This is a genomic window from Vibrio hannami, assembly GCF_029589055.1.
Taxonomy (GTDB): domain Bacteria; phylum Pseudomonadota; class Gammaproteobacteria; order Enterobacterales; family Vibrionaceae; genus Vibrio; species Vibrio hannami.
In genome coordinates this window covers 1,590,042-1,607,988 of the sequence record NZ_JARQZP010000007.1, presented here as the reverse complement: position 1 = coordinate 1,607,988, position 17,947 = coordinate 1,590,042, and the positions used below count along the sequence as shown (strand labels likewise).

Below are 17,947 nucleotides of genomic sequence, written 5' to 3'. Positions count from 1 at the left end.
AAATTTTGCAAAAATCCCTTGGATGAAATTAATTATTTTTACAAAAGTCATTTGTAAAAATGGCTGTTTTTGCCTTTTATTTTTTTGTGAATAATAGCCCTCGAACTAAAAACATATCAGTATTTTTGAGAGGATTATATGCCTATAGCACTATTTGCACTGACGCTCAGCGCCTTTGCAATCGGTACGACTGAATTTGTTATTGTTGGTTTGATCCCAACAATGGCAACAGACCTTAATGTATCTCTGCCTTCTGCGGGGCTTTTAGTGAGTCTTTATGCATTAGGTGTTGCAGTTGGTGCGCCGGTATTAACGGCACTAACAGGAAACTGGAAACGAAAAACCGTACTTCTTGCCGTTATGGCCCTTTTTGTTCTGGGTAACTTGCTTGCCTGGCAGGCACCTGGGTACAGTACACTGGTTACTGCCCGCATATTAACGGGACTGGCTCATGGTGTGTTCTTTTCTATTGGCTCCACTATTGCCACCGGCCTGGTCTCTAAAGATAAAGCAGCAAGTGCCATCGCAATTATGTTTACTGGCCTGACTGTTGCTCTGGTAACCGGTGTTCCTTTAGGTACTTGGATTGGTCAGTCATTTGGCTGGCAGGCCACTTTTCTTATCGTTGCTTTACTGGGCCTGATTGCTCTTATTGGTAGTGCTTTTCTGGTACCTGGCAACCTGAAGCAGCCACCTGCGACCAAACTTTCTTCCCAGCTTAAAGTATTGACTAAACCACGCCTTCTGCTCGTTTATGCAATCACAGCTTTAGGTTACGGCGGTACATTTACGGCGTTTACTTATCTGGCTCCAATCCTTGAAAATGTAACAGGCTTTGAGTCAAGTGCGATTGGCCTAATCATGCTTGTTTACGGTGTATCTGTTGCTGTAGGTAATATCTGGGGTGGCAAGATGGCTGACAAGATGGGACCAACAAAAGCACTGACTTTTATCTTCCTTGCTTTGACTGCAATTCTATTGATTTTCAATGTAGCGGCAGTAAACAAGTTTACTGCTGTAGCAACCATCCTTATTTGGGGGGCCTTCGCTTTCGGTAACGTACCTGGTTTGCAGGTTTACGTTGTGAAACTAGCAGAAAAATACGCTCCTGACGCTGTTGATGTTGCTTCTGGGCTGAACATTGCTGCATTCAACGTTGGTATTGCTTTGGGCTCATGGGGTGGTGGTCTGGTAGTCGAACAGGCTGGTCTAATGCACACGCCATGGATTGGTGCTGTAGTTGTTTTTGTTGCTCTTCTGCTTACTCGTTTGAGTGCAAGGTTGGATAGTCGCACTCCTGTTGCCGCACCTGCCATGAGTTGGTAGGACGCAACAACTTCAATTTTATTACTTGGGTAGCCCTATAATTGGGCTACCTTTCTTTCCTGTTAGAACCCATGGAGTTCAAAGTGCCAACTTTATTTATTACCGGAGCTAATCGCGGCATTGGATTTGAATTCGTGAAGCAATATGCACATATGTCCTGGAATATAATTGCATGTTTCCGTAATCATAAATCAGCTAAAGAACTGGTTAAGCTTAGTGAACATTATCCTAATATCACTCTACATCAGCTAGATGTCAGTGACGAAAAGCAAATCCACTCACTCACCAGCAAGTTTAGCGGTAAACCGATAGATGTATTGATTCACAACGCTGGCGTTGATGGTGCTACGTGTGAAGAGCTGGGGAGTTTGACACAGAAAAACTTACAAGATGTATTTATGGTAAACACCGTCTCACCAGTTCTAATTACTCAGGCTTTATTATCAAACCTGCTAATTGGTACATACAAGACTATTGCAGGGCTTACCTCAATCCTGTCCAGTATCGATGACAACCATTCAGGAGGGAGACTTGGTTATAGAACATCAAAGGCCGCGCTAAATCAAACAATTAAAACGTTAGCATCTGATCTTTCGGAACTAAAAATTAAAGCCTTGGCTATTCACCCTGGCTGGGTAAAAACCAGTATGGGGGGAATGATGCCAAAATCACACCTGAAGTAAGTATCAAAGGAATGATTCGGTTGATTAATGATTATAGGCTGGATAATTCAGGCTCTTTTCTGACTTACGAAGGCAAACAACTCCCCTGGTAAGCCAAATTTAAAAAACTGCATTTAGAGAATAAATGGCACTATAACCTATGGAACAATAATATGAAGTATACCGGTCCCGTATATCGCCCGCCACTTGAAGGCCAAACTCCGCTTTTACAAGTGACTGTCGGATGTGCTCACAATAAGTGTACATATTGCAATATGTATAAAGAGGTTCAGTTTTCAGCAGAAAATAATGGGCAGATTGAACAAGATATTATTGAGCTTAAACGGATGTATGGCTATATCCCCAGAATGTTTCTGGTCAATGGTGATGCGTTTGTTTTAAGAGCTAATAAGCTACTCGATATTGCATCCTTGATAAGAAAACATGCACCGGAATGTAAAACAATAACGATGTATGCCTCTATCGATAATATCAAGTCTAAGTCAGATGAAGACCTAAAGTTGCTAAGGGATGCCGGAATTAATGACCTATATATAGGCATTGAAAGTGGTTGGGATGAGGTACTGGATAAAATAAATAAAGGCCATACCAGAGAAGAAGCTTATTCTCAACTTCAACGGTTAAATCGTATTGGGATGAATCATATTACCCTTCTTATGATTGGTGTTGCTGGGGCAGGTAAAGGTATAAAGAATGCCAGAGTAACAGCAGAATTTATTAACAAGACTCAGCCAGTAATAATCGCATTCAGTACTTTGGGTGTGTTTGAAGGCACTGAACTATGGCAAGAGCGTGAACAGGGGTTATTTACTGAAGCCACTGAACTGGAAAAACTGGAAGAAGAGATGGAGTTAATCGAAAATATCAATCTTGATGATGTCGGTTTCTTCGGAACACATCCGACAAATACAGTGCCACTTATTGGCAGAATTCCAGAAAACAAAAATGAAATGATTAGTGCCATTAAAAATACTATCACCAATGATATTGATGGAAACCTGAACAGTATAAAAGTAAGAACTGTACTTTAACTACTCTTCGAGATTAGGAAACAAAATGAATTTGCCAGGACTAATCATTTCATGCTCTATTATTTCATTGATTTGTGGAGTAATACTTATGTTCATTAACGTAAGCTTGGACATGAAGGATATTTACTTTGATTGGGGAAATGATGATGCAGAACATTTGAACGATATACTGATATATTCGTATTTCAAATCTACTACTGAGCGTTCCGATCTATTTTTGTAGTTACAACAAAATTGAATTGTAATTTTTGCTCTAAATGCCTGTTAAACATCTTGATATTATGTAGTTAACTTACATTAAAAGGCATTTATTATGACCACACCTCTGTTCCAGCCTATGAAGCTTGGAAAAATTACCCTTCAAAACCGTATTGTTATGCCACCAATGACTCGCTCTCGTGCGAGTCAGCCTGGTGATGTAGCCAATGATCTGATGGCAACTTATTATGCTCAACGCGCAACGGCTGGTTTAATCGTATCCGAAGGCACGCAGATTTCAGCAACCGCTAAAGGCTATGCATGGACTCCGGGTATCTATACTGCTGAGCAGATAGCAGGCTGGAAAAAAGTAACAGATGCAGTTCACGCAGAAGGTGGCGCTATTTTTGCCCAGTTATGGCACGTGGGTCGAGTGACTCATCCGGAAAATATTGGCGGTCAGCAACCAGTCTCTTCATCTGCTATCAAAGCCGAAAATGTTAAGGTTTTTCTTGATAATGGCACCGATGAGCCAGGTTTTGTTGATGTGGTTGAGCCTCGAGCAATGACTACCGAAGACATTAAGCAGGTTGTAGCGGATTATCGCCAGGCGGCACTTAATGCTGTTGAAGCAGGTTTCGACGGTATTGAGCTTCATGCGGCTAACGGTTATCTGATTAATCAGTTTATTGATTCTGAAGCGAACAATCGTACGGATGAATATGGCGGTATTCTGAAAAACAGACTGCGTTTCCTTGATGAAGTGGTAGCAGCCATGGTGGATGCAATTGGCGCTGATCGAGTCGGTGTTCGCTTGGCTCCGCTAACAACTCTTAATGGTACAGTGGATGCCAATCCTATCGAAACATATACCGCAGCAGCTGCATTATTGAATAAACACAATATCGTTTACCTGCACATTGCTGAAGTTGACTGGGATGATGCACCGGACACACCTATTTCATTTAAACAGGCTCTTCGCGATACTTACGAGGGTGTCCTTATCTATGCAGGTCGTTACAACGGTGAAAAAGCTGAACAAGCCATTAGTGATGGGCTGGCGGATATGATCGGTTTTGGCCGTCCATTTGTATCTAATCCGGATTTACCAGAACGTATCCAGAATGGCTACCCGCTAGCAGATCACGATCCAAGCACGCTATTTGGTGGTGCCGAAAAAGGCCTGACTGACTATCCAACATACAACGAACAGCCAACCTATTCAAAATAACGGGAGACATAAAGATGTTATTTGATTCTTTCAAATCCGGTAATTTCGCTGTTGATAATCGTATTGCAATGGCGCCAATGACTCGTTCACGTACATCTCAGCCAGGTGATGTGCCAAACGACATAATGGCTACTTATTATCAACAGAGAGCTACGGCAGGGCTGATAGTTACTGAAGGTGCACCTATTTCAGCTGTCGGTCGTGGTTATTCTATGACTCCAGGCATTTATACTAAAGAGCATATTGAGGGCTGGAAAAAAGTAACCAAAGCGGTACATGACAAGGGAAGTAAGATCTTTATCCAGTTATGGCATGTTGGCCGCAGAAGCCATTCTTCTATTTCTGGTGCACAACCAGTGTCTGCTTCTGCTATCAAGGTTCCGGATCAGGTGTTTGGTCCTCTTCCTGAAGGCGGCTTTGGTATGATCGAAACCGAAGCACCACGCGAGATGACGCTGGAGGATATCCAAAGTACAATTGCTGACTTTGTACAGGCTGCAAAAAATGCTGTGGATGCTGGTTTTGATGGTGTAGAGGTTCATGCTGCACACGGTTATTTGCTCGATACCTTTATGCGTCAGGAAAGCAATCACCGCCAAGATCAATACGGTGGCAGTCAGGAAAATCGTATGCGCTTTATGCTGGAAACCCTCCAGGCGATATCAGACGAAATCGGTAGTGACAAAGTTGCTGTTCGTGTATCACCTCATGTGATTGAAGGTTTTACTGAAGAAGATCCGGAAATTGTGGATGTGACGCTTAAGGCCCTTGAGAAAATGGCAGTAATGAATCTTGGTTATGTGCATTTTTCAGAGCGAATTTCCCGTTACGTAGAGGTTCCTGAGTCCTTCCGTGCGCAAGTGCGTAAGGTCTACCCGAATCCAATTATGATTGCAGGTAAACTGACGGCTGACGATGCTCAGGATCTAATTAAAAAAGGTTACTGTGACCTCGCAGCCTTTGGTACCCCATATGTTACCAATCCTGATCTGGTTGAACGTTTCAAGAACAACTGGCCACTTACTGAGTTTGATGCTGATGCTCGGTTAACCTTGTATGGTGGTGATGAAAAAGGTTTTATCGACTATCCTGCCTATTCTGAGTAATTTCAGCCAAGTTACACAAGCTTATCTAAATCAGCCAGAGCTATTCGCTCTGGCTGATTTGCGGCTTTGTACCTAACTCTAGCAACAGGCACTGCCAACTAATAACTAAAGATATGGCTGGCTAGTACACATCTAATCATTTTACGTTTCTCGGAAGTTTAGGAAGTTTTTCTCCGTTCTATCCATTCCATCTCAGGCACTGCGATCAGCGATACCTGATTGCGTTTGGGATACCAGAAGTTATCTGATGGATAGATTTAGGCCAAAGCGCGTAACTCAGAACTGTCCGTGCGACCTGAAGTCGTATGAAGCGTTGTTCACCACGATAAGAGTGAACCATCTGTATCACCAGATGACCCTAGGATTCTGAATAAAGCAGCGAATCCGACAATGTAACGATACTTGGTTGCGCTAGACCGAGTGGGAACTGAATCGTGAGAGGAGGTTCTTCCTGATAACCACAAATCGGGTAAGTGCTAGGGTGTCAGTATGATGAACGTAAGTGAATCCACGTAAGGCGCGTTATATGATGAAGCAGCGGAAGTGGTTAATACGCTGTGGCCAAAACGGCAATGAGAGTCGGAAAGAAGTTGGACAGTACTCTTTCGTGATCGCAGTACTCTCCGCACTATAGTGGGCATCTAAGCTGACATTTTACGTGACATATGGAACAGGGTAAGCCTGTATCACTCCCTTTGGGGAAAGCCGCTGTGGCCGATAGTGGTGCAGGTATAGGAGGTCGGAGAAAGCAAAGGCTGCATTGTAATGATGTTGATACAGGGTTGTCCCTGATCACGAAAGTGAGCCCACTTCCGACTGGTCTCCCTTTGCGAGAGAATTTGAAGAACTTTATTTAAGAGGAAAAGCAAATGGTGGTCTCGCAAGAGATTAGTGCATCTTCTGACGGTGCCCAATGGCAGTCTATCGACTGGAAACCCATTGAAGCGCACGTATTAAAGCTTCAAATGCGTATCGCAAAAGCAACTAGAGAAAAGAAATATCGTAAGGTGAAGTCTTTACAGTGGCTCTTGACTCATTCTCGCTCTGCTAAACTCCTAGCGGTTAGGCGAGTATCTCAAAATAAAGGCAGTAAAACGCCTGGAATAGATGGTGTCATCTGGAATACGGATGCACGCCGCATGAAAGCAGTGAATCAATTGAGTCGAAAGGCTTATCAAGCCAGACCACTCAAGCGTATCTATATCCCCAAAAAGAATGGCAAACTTCGACCACTGGGTATCCCATGTATGATAGACCGAGCGCAACAAGCACTTCACCTATTAGCATTAGAGCCAGTGTCAGAAAGTCTTGCCGACCCTAACAGCTACGGCTTTCGACCAAGACGCAGCTCCGCTGACGCAATCGGGCAGTGTTTTATCTGCTTGAGCCAAAAACAGTCAGCACAATGGGTTCTTGAAGGTGACATCAAAGCCTGCTTTGACAAAATCGGGCATCAATGGCTTATGGACAATGTCGCTATTGATAAGCGTATGTTGGAGCAATGGTTAAAGTCTGGCTTTGTAGAGAAAGGGCTGTTTTACGATACTGATGAAGGCACGCCTCAAGGTGGGATTATATCCCCAACCTTGATGTTAATGACGCTCTCTGGTCTCGAACGGCGTATTAAGTCTACCGCTCTTAAAAAGGGTACAAGAGCCAACTTTATTGGATATGCCGACGATTTTGTCGTCACCTGCGCCTCAAAGGAAGTGCTAGTGAACGACATCAAACCGTTGATTGCTGACTTTCTGGCAGAAAGAGGGTTAACCCTATCCGAAGAGAAAACGAAGATTACTCATATTGATGATGGCTTTGACTTTCTGGGTTTCAACCACAGGAAGTACAAAGGGAAATTGCTCATCAAACCGAGCAAATCCAACACGCTGTTATTCTTGAGAAATCTACGTGAACTTATCAAGAAGCACGCAACCATTCCTGTTAACGATCTTATCAGATTGATAAATCCAAAACTTAGGGGATGGGCGAATTACTATCGTCATTGCGTTGCCAAACAAGTATTCGGGTACATCGGCCACAGACTATTCCAAGCGCTATGGCACTGGGCAGTTAGACGTCATCCAACCAAGCCCAAAGACTGGGTTGTTCATAAGTACTTTCTCAATCGTAAAGGCCAGTGGCAATTTCACGGTTGGCAGAAAATCATGAACATGGACTGTCATTTCAATCTGTTCCAAATAGCTAAAGTGCCTATCGAACGACATGTGAAAATCAGGAGTGCAGCGACCCCTTTTGACCCCGAGTACCAAGAATACTTGGCTAAGCGAAAGTCAAAAAGGCGAGCTCGTAACTCTTGGATCGAACCTGTTCCTACTGCTTTATGAGTTGTTGGGTATCAAACGATGCCTTAGTGGAGGCTTGAGCCGTATGCAGTGAAAGTTGCACGTACGGTTCTTAGAGGGGCGGCACTTGGTAACAAGTGTCGTCTACTCGACAGAAACGATTTACATACGTTTGAGCTAAATTTGTGATCACCAAGCGATTCTGTCTAACTAGCTAACAGCAGCTATAGAACTACAGTTTGGTGTAATTTTCTTTCAGTACCACGCCTAATTTAACCCCGGATTAAGATTGTGACACTTTATGGTTTCAATTTGGGACACAATATAGTTTTAATGAACTGCTAACTTGTTGATTTTTAATTAGGTTGGTAGATGTCTTTTGGTTGCAACAACACCTTAGAAAAGCCGCTTTTATCTCCTGATAGAAGCGGCTTTTTGCTATCTAAATCCTGTCAATATCCTGAAGATTGATTGTTTGGTACTAATTAGTGGTACTAAGTTTGCGGAAACTTGTCGTAGTTCTACCCCGCGCCTCTGTGTCGATTCACGTAACAGGGATACCTTCAGAGTTTCATAGTGAATGATGGAAACACGGACGGAATGCAAACATGGTTGTAGAAATACAGCTATCCGATATCAAAGAACTCGACGAAGAGTTTTGGTACGATTTAGGTGGAGCACGCCCAACGTGCAAAAATGTTTTAGAGCATGCATCGCTAATCCAAAATGCAGACTTGTCGTATCCCATTATTTTATGTCACGAAGGGCGAGTGATGGATGGTATGCATAGAGTTTGCAAAGCAGTGATGCTAGGGCACAGTACAATTAGTGCGGTTCAGTTTCTGACATACTTAGAGCCAGACTATGTTGGTATTGAAGCAGATGACCTACCTTACTGACACACCTCAAAGTAAGAGCCTATGAGATGGTCGCGATTTAAGATACTTGCTCGTTAGGATGTCCCCACATTAAAGGAGAAGCATAAGGCCTGTTGATTCGCCTATACCATCAAGAGCCCCAGACGTTAGCTCACGAGCAAACCAACACTCTAAAGGAACTAATGTTTTCACTAGTAGTACGTTATGTGGTGTGTTGTAACGATTTCCATAGTGGAATGGTTCACCCATTACAAATATCACATCGGCATCTAACTCCTTTTTAGCCTGTACCATTAATCGTGTTGCGTAACCTTTTCTTTGATACTCAGGTAAAGCGGGGCTAGAACATAGCATTTTAGATGTGGTGCCTTATCAATCGTTATAGGCGCATAGCAAGCATGAGCAACCCCCTTATACACAGTTGAGTAACTGCCGTCTGCTATTAGATCATCGGCAAACTGAGCATATAGCTTTGCATGTCTTTCATCGTAAAGACCTCCTGCTTTAGAAAATGCTTCGTACTGAATTTGGTATGGTGTGTTCATTTCTGAGAAACCACAATGCTCAAATTGGGGAGAGCTACGCCAAGATTAAAGTACTCAATAAGCTTACAGGACTAGGCATGCCTAAAACTCGGTGTATTGCCTGGATATTAGGCAATTTGGGGATGTTCCGTTTGCCGTTGGAATTATGCCACATAGTCACTTTTACGAAACCATTTGGCTACCCTTGGGTTTTGTAAATGATTGAATAACAAGTTATTTTTTAGAATTATGTATGGTAAGAATATGTTGTTAATGTGATTCCCATTATGTAATGTTGCAAACTAAAATGCTTAGAAAATTTGATTCGAAGTTTAAATTATCTAAATAACAGAGGAATAGTTTAATGAAATATCTGGCTTATACCATTTCAGCTGTACTTGCAGTAGGAGCGTCTGCAATATCAACTAATGCTATGGCTGAGAGCAATAACGTACAACCCAATGTACTGTTAGTCTTAACCGACAATACGGGGTGGGGAGATTGGGGACCGTACAACGGAGGAGCTTTACGTGGAGCACCCTCCCCAAATGTAAATGCTCTAGCTAAACAAGGCATGACGCTACAAAACTTTAATACTGAAGCACAGTGCACGCCAAGTCGTTCCGCTTTGATGACGGGGCGTTTAGCCGTTAGGAGTGGCACACAATCAGTCCCTATTGGAGTCAAAGAATACGGTTTGTTGCCATGGGAAGTAACAATGGCTGAGCTCCTCTCTGATAAAGGGTATAGCACCGCGATCTATGGGAAATGGCACCTTGGCCGAACAGAAGGGCGTTGGCCTACTCAGCAAGGTTTTGACGATTATTATGGTGTTCCTAATAGTACCGATGATATTTTCCTTTCTGACACTGAAATATCTAAAAAAAATAGGATTCAACAAGATCACCAAAAAGAGTGGGAAGAAGTTGTTGCTGTTGACCCTGATAATATAACGTGGGTAATGAAAGGAACTCGAGATAAAACACCTGAAAGAGATATCCCGTTTGATATTAATGAGCGTAAACTCATTGATAATCGGCTGACTGAAAAAACATTAGCATTTATGGAAAAAAGTGTAAAAGAAAATAAACCATTTTTTGCTTACGTTCCTTTAACCTCAACTCATTTCCCCAGTCTTCCCTCCCCTGAATTTGAAGGAAAGTCTGGCCATGGGGATTATACAGACAAATTGATGGAAATAGATCATCATTTGGGTCAGATGATGCAGAAATTGGATGACTTAAAAGTAGCCGATAATACTATCGTCATTTTTGCATCAGATAATGGACCTGAATCACCTCATAATGGAGCTGGTCAATATAATGGTAGTCCAGGCCCATGGGCCGGAACTTATTTTACGGCAATGGAGGGGGTTGAGAGCGCCTTTCATCATTCGTTGGCCAGGAAAAATTCCACAAGACGTTAAATCAAATGAAATTGTTCATATTGTTGATGTTATGCCTACAATCATGGGAATGGTTAAGGGTGATATACCCAAAGATCGTATTATAGATGGCATCGATATGACGAATTTCTTTACTGGTAAACAGACGGAGTCTGGTCGTAAAGGGTTTGTTATTTATGTTGGTGATGACTTACGAGCAATCAAATATGGTAATTGGAAAGTGCACTTTGCTTGGGCAGAGGATAAATATGCCCCAGTTCAGCGCTTTTCGACTGTACCGAAAGTTGTTAATTTAATTCGAGATCAGAAAGAACAGATACAAGCGGCAGAACCTTATAACACATGGATTGCTTTTGCGGTTGAAAATGTCATAGGTGGTTATAAAGAATCGTTGAAAACAGAACCCAATATCCCCCCAGGTTCTTCAAATGATTTCAGACAGTAAATTAAACACTCCCACTTAGGGAGTGTTTGCATTTTAACCACTATTAGGGCAGGTAAAATGAACAGATATATAAAGCTAGCTCTCTCAATTTATGTACTTAGTAGCTCATCTGCTTTTGCAGATGGTTATATTGGAGGTGGAATGTATTTACCCGGTGCTGCCAATATCCGAGACATGGCTGTTCCTAGAGATCCTGGTTTTGTGTTCGAACTGTATAACATTTTCTACCAAGCTGACGAGGCTGATGGATTGCATGCTGGCGATACAGACTTATCTGTAGATACTACCGTTTTTGCAACAAATCCAGTCTTCTTATGGACAACAGACAAAGAGGTATTAGGGGCCAGATATTCTGCCTATATCGCTCCAGTCTATACTCATCAAGATATTAACAGTAATACATCGTCAGGAAATGGGAATACGTTCATACAGCCATTATGGCTTGGGTGGCAAGCGGATGAATATGATATTAGTGCAGGTTTAGGGGTTTATCTTCCTCACGGCGACAGTGATGTTGCTATGGATTTTTGGACAACACAAGCACAATTGGCTGGCTATTACTATTTTATGGACCAAGCTGGCGCACTAATGCTATCAGGGACTTATGAATGGCATACTAAAAATAACGCTAACGGTGTTACGCATGGCGACCATTTTAGCTTAGAGTACGGCTATAGCCAGTATTTATCGGCAAAATTTGAAATTGGTATTAAAGGTTACAGTCAATGGCAAACCGAGAGCGATAAACTACCTGAAGGCATTCAAGCTCTTAATGATAAATGGGGAATCAAGATAGGCAATCGTTCCAGAGTGCATGGGATCGGTTTTCAGGCTGGGTACTGGCTATCACAAAACTGGAATCTAGCAATTAACTATATGCTTGAATATGGTGCCAAGTCGCGAATGGAGGGGGATTTGGTTAGTCTGAATCTCACCTATTCTGGTGCCGCTGTGTACTAACTTCTCTTTATACTAAAGCTCGTCTCAGGTTTTTAAGGGGGACGAGCAGTTCCAACCCGATTTCGTTACTATAATTCGACACTTTTCCAATCATTGTCGCACCATTAGATGTAATGATATACCAATCAACAGGAATAACCATGTCAGAACAGTTGCCAGTTATTAACAGTTGTCGAGTGATGGCAAAACCATCGAGCAGTGTTTGTAATCTCGATTGTGAGTACTGTTTTTATTTAGAAAAAGAACATCTTTACCCAGAAAGAAAAGACGGCTGGAAAATGTCTGATGAAACATTAGAGGCTTATATAAAGCAACATATAGAGGCTCAGCATATCAATGAGGTGACATTTTCTTGGCAAGGTGGAGAGCCAACTTTATTAGGGTTAGATTTCTTTGAGAGAGTAATTGAGTTACAAGTAAAGTATGCTGTAGGAAAGACAATTAAAAACGCATTTCAAACCAATGGTATTCTACTTAATGATGCGTGGTGTGAGTTCTTTAAAAAACATCAGTTTCTTGTAGGACTTTCTGTTGATGGCCCACAAAGCCTTCATGATAAATATCGAGTTAATCGCTCAGGCAAGCCGACTCACGATCGAGTTCATGCGGCATTAAATTTACTAAAAAGGCACAAAGTAGACTTTAACACCTTAACGGTTATTAACGCTGAAAATGCCAAACACCCTGAAATTGTTTATGATTACCTGGTCTCAAATGGAGTTGAGTATATTCAGTTTATCCCTTTAGTTGAGCAGAAAGGAAATGAAACGACCTCAGATGGCTTGACGTTAATACATCCAAATTTGAATGTAGACTCCTACGTCACAGAGTGGTCTGTACCCTCAAAACAGTATGGAGACTTTCTCAATCGTGTGTTTGATATCTGGGTGAAAAGAGATGTTGGGCGAGTCTTTGTCAACATGTTTGATAGCACACTATCTACATGGTGTGGGCAAGGGGCTGGATTTTGTGTTTTAGCACCTACGTGTGGTCATGCCTTTGCCCTGGAGTCTAATGGTGATTTGTACAACTGCGACCATTATGTTTATCCTGAATACTTACTTGGCAATATTCATGACACATCAATCACTGAGATGAATAATAGCCGCCAGGCGATTAAGTTTGGGCAGGACAAGCATGATAAGCTGACATCTCAATGTAAAAAATGTGATTTTAGGTTTGCTTGTAATGGCGGTTGCCCTAAACATAGATTTATCAAGTCGGCTAGTGGTGAACCTCAGCATAACTATTTTTGCGAAGGGTATGAGGCGTTTTTCAAACATAGCTCAGAATATATGCAGATCATGCGGGAGCTCATCAACAGAGGCCAAGCACCCTCAGATATTATGTACTTAATCCATCAGAGAAAAATACAAGCCAGAACAAACTCGGTAGGAAGAAATGAACCTTGTCCTTGTGGTAGCGGTAAAAAATTTAAACGATGCTGTGCTTCCGTATAACGTAGCGTGTCATAAGCTCCATATTTAATTAAGCCTGTTCTATTTTTCTGGGAAGGAAAAACTGGCTATTCGCTCCTTTACAACCCTCAATCTTTGGGAATCCCCTTTGCATGGGTAGGGTTCTATTCGTTTGTTTATTTCAAGTACATTTTGGGTGGTTAAGGTTAAATGTTGGAGAAAATGAATTGACAACTCAGCTAACAAAACGAGCTGTAATGCTGCTGGATAATACATCAGACAACTTTGTTGTTACTCTCGAAAATGGTGAGCACAAACTAATGCATGAGTCTGAATTATCGGGAATTCTAAAGGACGGCCACCCTAAAGAACGGTATGGTTATGCTGATATTGAAAGGTGTTGGGATGGAGAAAATCTAGCTGGTTGTGACGATTATTGCTAGCCGCTGATTGCGGGATATTAATAACAGATTATGGTGCATCTTCCATATCAAAGTTCTATCCATCGTTTTTGTTGAAGTATTCCATCAAAACTATCCGTTAGTCTGGCGGAAAATAATCAGATATTGTATTTTCCAACCATAGGTAATTACAACACAAACAGCATGGAGGCTGCAATGCAACTGTTTATTGGCAACCAAAATTATTCAAGCTGGTCACTTCGTGCGTGGCTGATCTTCTCTCAATATAACCTGGATGTAGAAGTAACCAAACTGAAGCTATTTACCAAGGAATTTTACCAAACACTACACGGCATAACGCCAACTGCTAAAGTGCCAACCCTTGCGGATAATGGCGTCACAGTGTGGGATTCGCTTGCGATTTTGGAATATGTGAATGAACAACTCCTACAAGGTAATGCATGGCCAGCGGATGTAGCTGAAAGGGCTAAAGCCCGTGCGATTTCAGCGGAAATGCACTCCGGCTTTTTTGACTTAAGAAATGAGCTACCAATGAACATCAGAGCTCGCAGAAAGGTAGAGCTGAGTGAAGGCGCATTGAAAGACATCAAGCGTATCGACACTATTTGGTCGGAGCAAGCAGAACTCTACCCAGATGGTTGGTTATTTGGTGAGTGGTCAATAGCCGATGCGATGTACGCACCTGTCGCATTGCGTTTTTTAACCTATGGGATTGAGTTATCTGAGGGTGCGCGAGCATATCAACAAAAGGTCTTAGCGAGTGCTTCATTGCAACAGTGGCTGAAGGAGGCGAGCTTAGAGAGCGATATTGTTGAAGAAGATGAAGCTGGTGAAGAGCTTGGCTAGCAAGGCTTTCGTGGTTTATGAATACCTAGTTCCAACTAAGATATTTGTAAATCACGCTCTTTTACGGTAGGTTATGCAGCTTATGCTGTATGCGAGGAATCGCTATGACTACATATCAAGAGTTTAAGTCTGGCCTGATCGAAGTGTTAGATGAATATTGCTTTTATGAGTTGATAGAAGACACTGTCACCGACAAGTGTGGATCTACCTACTCAATGTATTCTAATGGGCAAATTCGCTATATGTTGCATTGGGACGCGGAAGAGGCTACAGGGCTCGTTGAGCGCTGGCAGGACTCAAAATGGAAAGCATTTAAAGCGACTGTCCCCAATACAAATAGCCTGCATTTCGAACAATCGCTGAATAAACTGCGCAAAAAACTAAGAAAACACATAGTTAAAACTACGCTGAACTAAAACGTGCCAGTGGTTTATTTATTCTAATTCAGTTTATTCGTGGAATGTCCCAGTCTTTGCCAAATCTTTAAACCAGAGACCATGCTTTTTCGGTATTCGGTTTCCGGTTTCAAGATCTAGGCGGAAGAAGCCATAACGGCGCTTAAATGAGTTAATCCACGACCAATTGTCGATAAACGTCCACTGATGAACTCCAAAACAGTTTGCACCTTCTTCAATCGCTTTGTGTAGTTGTACAAGGTGTTCTTTCATCAGGTCAGTACGAAAACTGTCATCAATAACCCCGTTTCCATCTGGCTCACCTTCAGAAACGATATCCATCGCGATACCGATTTCAGCTAAAAACCAGGGTATATTCCCGTAATTCTCTTTTACATTTATCGCGATGTCGTATATCGCTTTGGGCAGAATTTCGTTGTTATCCCGGTAAGGGTTAAAGCGCCCGTCGGGGTTTATATAGTTCTCGAAATATACTTCTGGAGTGAAATAATCCAACTCATATTTGGCTTCGCGCGCTTTAACCCTGCGAGGAACATAGTAGTTCACGCCGAGAAACTGAACTTTAGCTGAAGTAATAACTTCTATTTCTTCGGCAGTTGTTTCAGGGATTATTCGCTGTTCGTTCAATACTTCACAAAGTTCCTGTGGGATTTGGTTTTTCACCATAGGATCCAGAAAGCTACGGTTAAACAGCAAATCGGCGTACCAGGCCGCTTTATTGTCTTCTTCGCTGTCACTACGAGTGTAAGATGGAGTCAGATTCAGAACGATACCGATTTTCGAGTCTTTCAGTGCCAGTTTATGGAATGCGTGTACCGCCTTTGCGTGTGCCAGAATGATGTTGTAGCCAACTTGAACGGCGAGCTTACCGTCCTTTTTGCATGGGTAGTGGAAATCGTACAGATAGCCACCTTCAACCGGAACAATGGGTTCATTAAAGGTGATCCAGTATTTAACTTTGTGACCAAATAGTTCAAATGCTTTGACAGCGTACTTCACATATAGATCAACGACTTTCTTTGATTCGAACCCACCGTACTTCTCTTGAAGTTCTGCTGGCATATCGAAGTGATAAAGGTTGATCATTGGCTCGATACCATTGGCGATCATCTCATCAAGATAGTTGTTGTAAAACTCAACGGCATCCGGGCAAACCTCAGCGGTTTCAAAATCCTTTATAAGACGTGACCACTGAAAAGAGGTGCGAAAAGAGTTAAAGCCAAGCTGCTTCATTAACTGCACGTCTTCTTTGTATCGGCTGTAAGTATCGTTTACTAGCTGAGAACCAATACCGTTATAAAACCGATCTGGTGAAAGGCGGTGCCATAAGTCCCAAATAGACTCGTTGGCTTTGTTTGTTGCGCCTTCAGTCTGGGTTCCTGACGCGGCGGCGCCCCATAGGAAGTTCTCCGGAAACGTATAGGTTGTCATTTTACTTTCCCTGTCTGTTTAAAAAGTGTTTCAGTGCGCCAATTAGGTTTGCATCGTTGCCATATTTAGCAATGTTTATCACTGGTCGTACTCTCGAAATAGGAAGAGCTAACATCAATGCATCTAACTTTTCGTTTAACTTTGATATAAAACATGGTTGTTTGCTTACTGCGCCGCCAATCAGGATAAGCTCGGGGTCGACGGAGTATTGAATATTGTAGATACAATCAGCCAGGTACCGGAACCACTCTTCCACGATGGGAGATACAGTAGTGTGGTCGTCAGAATACATATCAAAAACAGCAATACCATTTAGCTGGTCTGAGGGTATAGATAGGGCATGTGAAACCTTCTGAACCAAAGCTCTGGTAGAGGCGACTTCTCCGAATATAATCGGTTTACCATCCTGATATTCGGCAAGCATAAAACCAAATTCTCCACCATGAAGGTTATGGCCTTTTTCAACTTGCTTGTTTGTTACGATAGCTCCACCAATTCCAGAGCCGATGACAAGAGTACAAAAATGTTTAGATTCTCGGCCTGCTCCGAGCCAGGATTCGGCCAACGCGGCACAACATGCATCATTTTCAAGCTCTATAGGCAGGTTAAATCTGTTCTGAAAAAGAGATCTAACATCAATATCATGGATATAGGGGAGTGAGCTTGAGCCATGTATGATCCCTGAATCAACGTCGACTGCGCCACATGTACTGATGGCGATTCCTGAAACATTGTATTTTGTGTTGTATGCATCAAATACCGGAGAGAACCGTTCAATCCACTCTGTATATGAACTCGCCTGGCTCTCAACGCTAAATTGCTCAAGGATATCCGCGTTTTCAGTCATAACGGCACACTTCACTGAGCTGCCGCCAAAATCTAAAACTAGATAGTTCAATTTCAATTCCGCCTTAACCGTTATGATTGTACGTTCAGTAAAAAGTATAACGATTTAAGTAGGAGCGAACTTTGGGGTGGTTAGCAAAAGAGTGGTTAATAAAAGAAAAGCCCCGATACTCGCGTATCGGGGCTATAGTCTTACTCGCAGCAATCCGGCTACTAAAAGTGCTCCATGCATCTAATCCATGATAGTGCGCTGATTTCCTTCAGCTTAATCCTTTCGTCGCCTTCCTAGCGGTGTCCTTGATCTTATCCTGATCAGCTAACAATCCTCGTTAGCTCACATCACTTACTTCCTGAGTGGTGTCCTTTACATCATCCTGATGTTCAGTCCCTGCCTCTTCCTGAGGTGTCCAGTTTGCTTTCCTTGCCGATCATTCATCCTGAATAACCGATTCTTCTTCCTGAAGATAACCTTTCCGTGGTG

16 protein-coding genes and 2 pseudogenes are annotated in these 17,947 nt (G+C 42.4%); 15 read left to right on the top strand and 3 right to left on the bottom strand.

Annotated elements, in window-relative coordinates; translation table 11 throughout:
* Positions 1-138 precede the first annotated feature (138 nt).
* The 7 genes from P7F88_RS21805 (at position 139) to P7F88_RS21775 (ending at position 8,774) form a co-directional block, all read left to right on the top strand.
* On the top strand, positions 139-1,326 hold the full coding sequence (locus P7F88_RS21805; protein ID WP_277828234.1) for an MFS transporter: 1,188 nt from the start codon (positions 139-141) through the stop codon (positions 1,324-1,326).
* Between the two features lie 83 nt (positions 1,327-1,409).
* Complete coding sequence (locus P7F88_RS21800; protein ID WP_277828232.1) at positions 1,410-2,009, top strand: SDR family oxidoreductase; 600 nt, start codon at positions 1,410-1,412, stop codon at positions 2,007-2,009.
* A 152-nt stretch (positions 2,010-2,161) separates the two neighbouring features.
* A complete protein-coding gene (locus P7F88_RS21795) occupies positions 2,162-3,040 on the top strand; it encodes a radical SAM protein (protein WP_277828230.1) in 879 nt (292 codons plus the stop codon).
* 313 nt (positions 3,041-3,353) lie between these two features.
* Entirely contained in the window at positions 3,354-4,469 is a 1,116-nt protein-coding gene (locus tag P7F88_RS21790; protein ID WP_277828228.1) for an alkene reductase, read from the top strand.
* A gap of 14 nt (positions 4,470-4,483) precedes the next feature.
* Positions 4,484-5,575 carry an alkene reductase gene (locus P7F88_RS21785; RefSeq protein ID WP_277828226.1) on the top strand — a complete coding sequence of 364 codons (1,092 nt, stop codon included), beginning with the start codon at positions 4,484-4,486 and terminating at the stop codon, positions 5,573-5,575.
* Between the two features lie 869 nt (positions 5,576-6,444).
* Entirely contained in the window at positions 6,445-7,917 is a 1,473-nt protein-coding gene (ltrA, locus tag P7F88_RS21780; protein WP_277822935.1) for a group II intron reverse transcriptase/maturase, read from the top strand.
* A 566-nt stretch (positions 7,918-8,483) separates the two neighbouring features.
* Complete coding sequence (locus P7F88_RS21775; RefSeq protein WP_277828224.1) at positions 8,484-8,774, top strand: hypothetical protein; 291 nt, start codon at positions 8,484-8,486, stop codon at positions 8,772-8,774.
* Positions 8,775-8,811: 37 nt separating this feature from the next.
* Here the strand turns inward: P7F88_RS21775 and P7F88_RS25695 are convergent.
* Positions 8,812-9,298: pseudogene (locus P7F88_RS25695) on the bottom strand (GNAT family N-acetyltransferase).
* Between the two features lie 2 nt (positions 9,299-9,300).
* On the opposite strand from P7F88_RS25695, the pseudogene P7F88_RS21760 reads away from it, so the two are divergent.
* The 8 genes and pseudogenes from P7F88_RS21760 to P7F88_RS21725 form a co-directional block, all read left to right on the top strand.
* Positions 9,301-9,396: pseudogene (locus P7F88_RS21760) on the top strand (IS5/IS1182 family transposase); the annotation flags it as partial.
* Between the two features lie 245 nt (positions 9,397-9,641).
* Positions 9,642-10,703 (top strand): sulfatase-like hydrolase/transferase, encoded by a 1,062-nt coding sequence (locus P7F88_RS21755; RefSeq protein WP_277828218.1) that lies wholly within the window; start codon positions 9,642-9,644, stop codon positions 10,701-10,703.
* On the top strand, positions 10,651-11,127 hold the full coding sequence (locus tag P7F88_RS21750) for a sulfatase/phosphatase domain-containing protein (RefSeq protein ID WP_277828216.1): 477 nt from the start codon (positions 10,651-10,653) through the stop codon (positions 11,125-11,127). The genes P7F88_RS21755 and P7F88_RS21750 overlap by 53 nt, the downstream gene beginning before the upstream one ends.
* 57 nt (positions 11,128-11,184) lie before the next feature.
* Entirely contained in the window at positions 11,185-12,087 is a 903-nt protein-coding gene (locus P7F88_RS21745) for a SphA family protein (protein WP_277828214.1), read from the top strand.
* 152 nt (positions 12,088-12,239) lie between these two features.
* Positions 12,240-13,547, top strand: coding sequence for an anaerobic sulfatase maturase (locus P7F88_RS21740; RefSeq protein ID WP_422128582.1), 1,308 nt, complete (start codon positions 12,240-12,242; stop codon positions 13,545-13,547).
* Positions 13,548-13,732: 185 nt separating this feature from the next.
* Entirely contained in the window at positions 13,733-13,948 is a 216-nt protein-coding gene (locus P7F88_RS21735; RefSeq protein WP_277828211.1) for a hypothetical protein, read from the top strand.
* Positions 13,949-14,122: 174 nt separating this feature from the next.
* Entirely contained in the window at positions 14,123-14,773 is a 651-nt protein-coding gene (locus P7F88_RS21730) for a glutathione S-transferase family protein (RefSeq protein ID WP_277828209.1), read from the top strand.
* 104 nt (positions 14,774-14,877) lie between these two features.
* On the top strand, positions 14,878-15,189 hold the full coding sequence (locus P7F88_RS21725) for a hypothetical protein (protein WP_277828207.1): 312 nt from the start codon (positions 14,878-14,880) through the stop codon (positions 15,187-15,189).
* A 33-nt stretch (positions 15,190-15,222) separates the two neighbouring features.
* Here P7F88_RS21725 and P7F88_RS21720 read toward each other — a convergent pair whose 3' ends face one another.
* Together P7F88_RS21720 and P7F88_RS21715 are read right to left on the bottom strand one after the other, a co-directional pair.
* A complete protein-coding gene (locus P7F88_RS21720; RefSeq protein WP_277828205.1) occupies positions 15,223-16,620 on the bottom strand; it encodes a glycoside hydrolase family 1 protein in 1,398 nt (465 codons plus the stop codon).
* Position 16,621: 1 nt separating this feature from the next.
* Positions 16,622-17,518: an ROK family protein gene (locus P7F88_RS21715; protein ID WP_277828203.1), complete on the bottom strand. Its 897-nt coding sequence runs from the start codon at positions 17,516-17,518 to the stop codon at positions 16,622-16,624.
* Between the last annotated feature and the right edge of the window lie 429 nt (positions 17,519-17,947).

Coding starts and splice junctions, on each gene's coding strand:
- P7F88_RS21730 (WP_277828209.1), top strand. CDS start 14,123: ATGCAACTGTTTATTGGCAACCAAAATTATTCAAGCTGGTCACTTCGT.
- P7F88_RS21795 (WP_277828230.1), top strand. CDS start 2,162: ATGAAGTATACCGGTCCCGTATATCGCCCGCCACTTGAAGGCCAAACT.
- P7F88_RS21725 (WP_277828207.1), top strand. CDS start 14,878: ATGACTACATATCAAGAGTTTAAGTCTGGCCTGATCGAAGTGTTAGAT.
- P7F88_RS21790 (WP_277828228.1), top strand. CDS start 3,354: ATGACCACACCTCTGTTCCAGCCTATGAAGCTTGGAAAAATTACCCTT.
- P7F88_RS21805 (WP_277828234.1), top strand. CDS start 139: ATGCCTATAGCACTATTTGCACTGACGCTCAGCGCCTTTGCAATCGGT.
- P7F88_RS21755 (WP_277828218.1), top strand. CDS start 9,642: ATGAAATATCTGGCTTATACCATTTCAGCTGTACTTGCAGTAGGAGCG.
- P7F88_RS21720 (WP_277828205.1), bottom strand. CDS start 16,620: ATGACAACCTATACGTTTCCGGAGAACTTCCTATGGGGCGCCGCCGCG.
- P7F88_RS21785 (WP_277828226.1), top strand. CDS start 4,484: ATGTTATTTGATTCTTTCAAATCCGGTAATTTCGCTGTTGATAATCGT.
- P7F88_RS21745 (WP_277828214.1), top strand. CDS start 11,185: ATGAACAGATATATAAAGCTAGCTCTCTCAATTTATGTACTTAGTAGC.
- P7F88_RS21775 (WP_277828224.1), top strand. CDS start 8,484: ATGGTTGTAGAAATACAGCTATCCGATATCAAAGAACTCGACGAAGAG.
- ltrA (WP_277822935.1), top strand. CDS start 6,445: ATGGTGGTCTCGCAAGAGATTAGTGCATCTTCTGACGGTGCCCAATGG.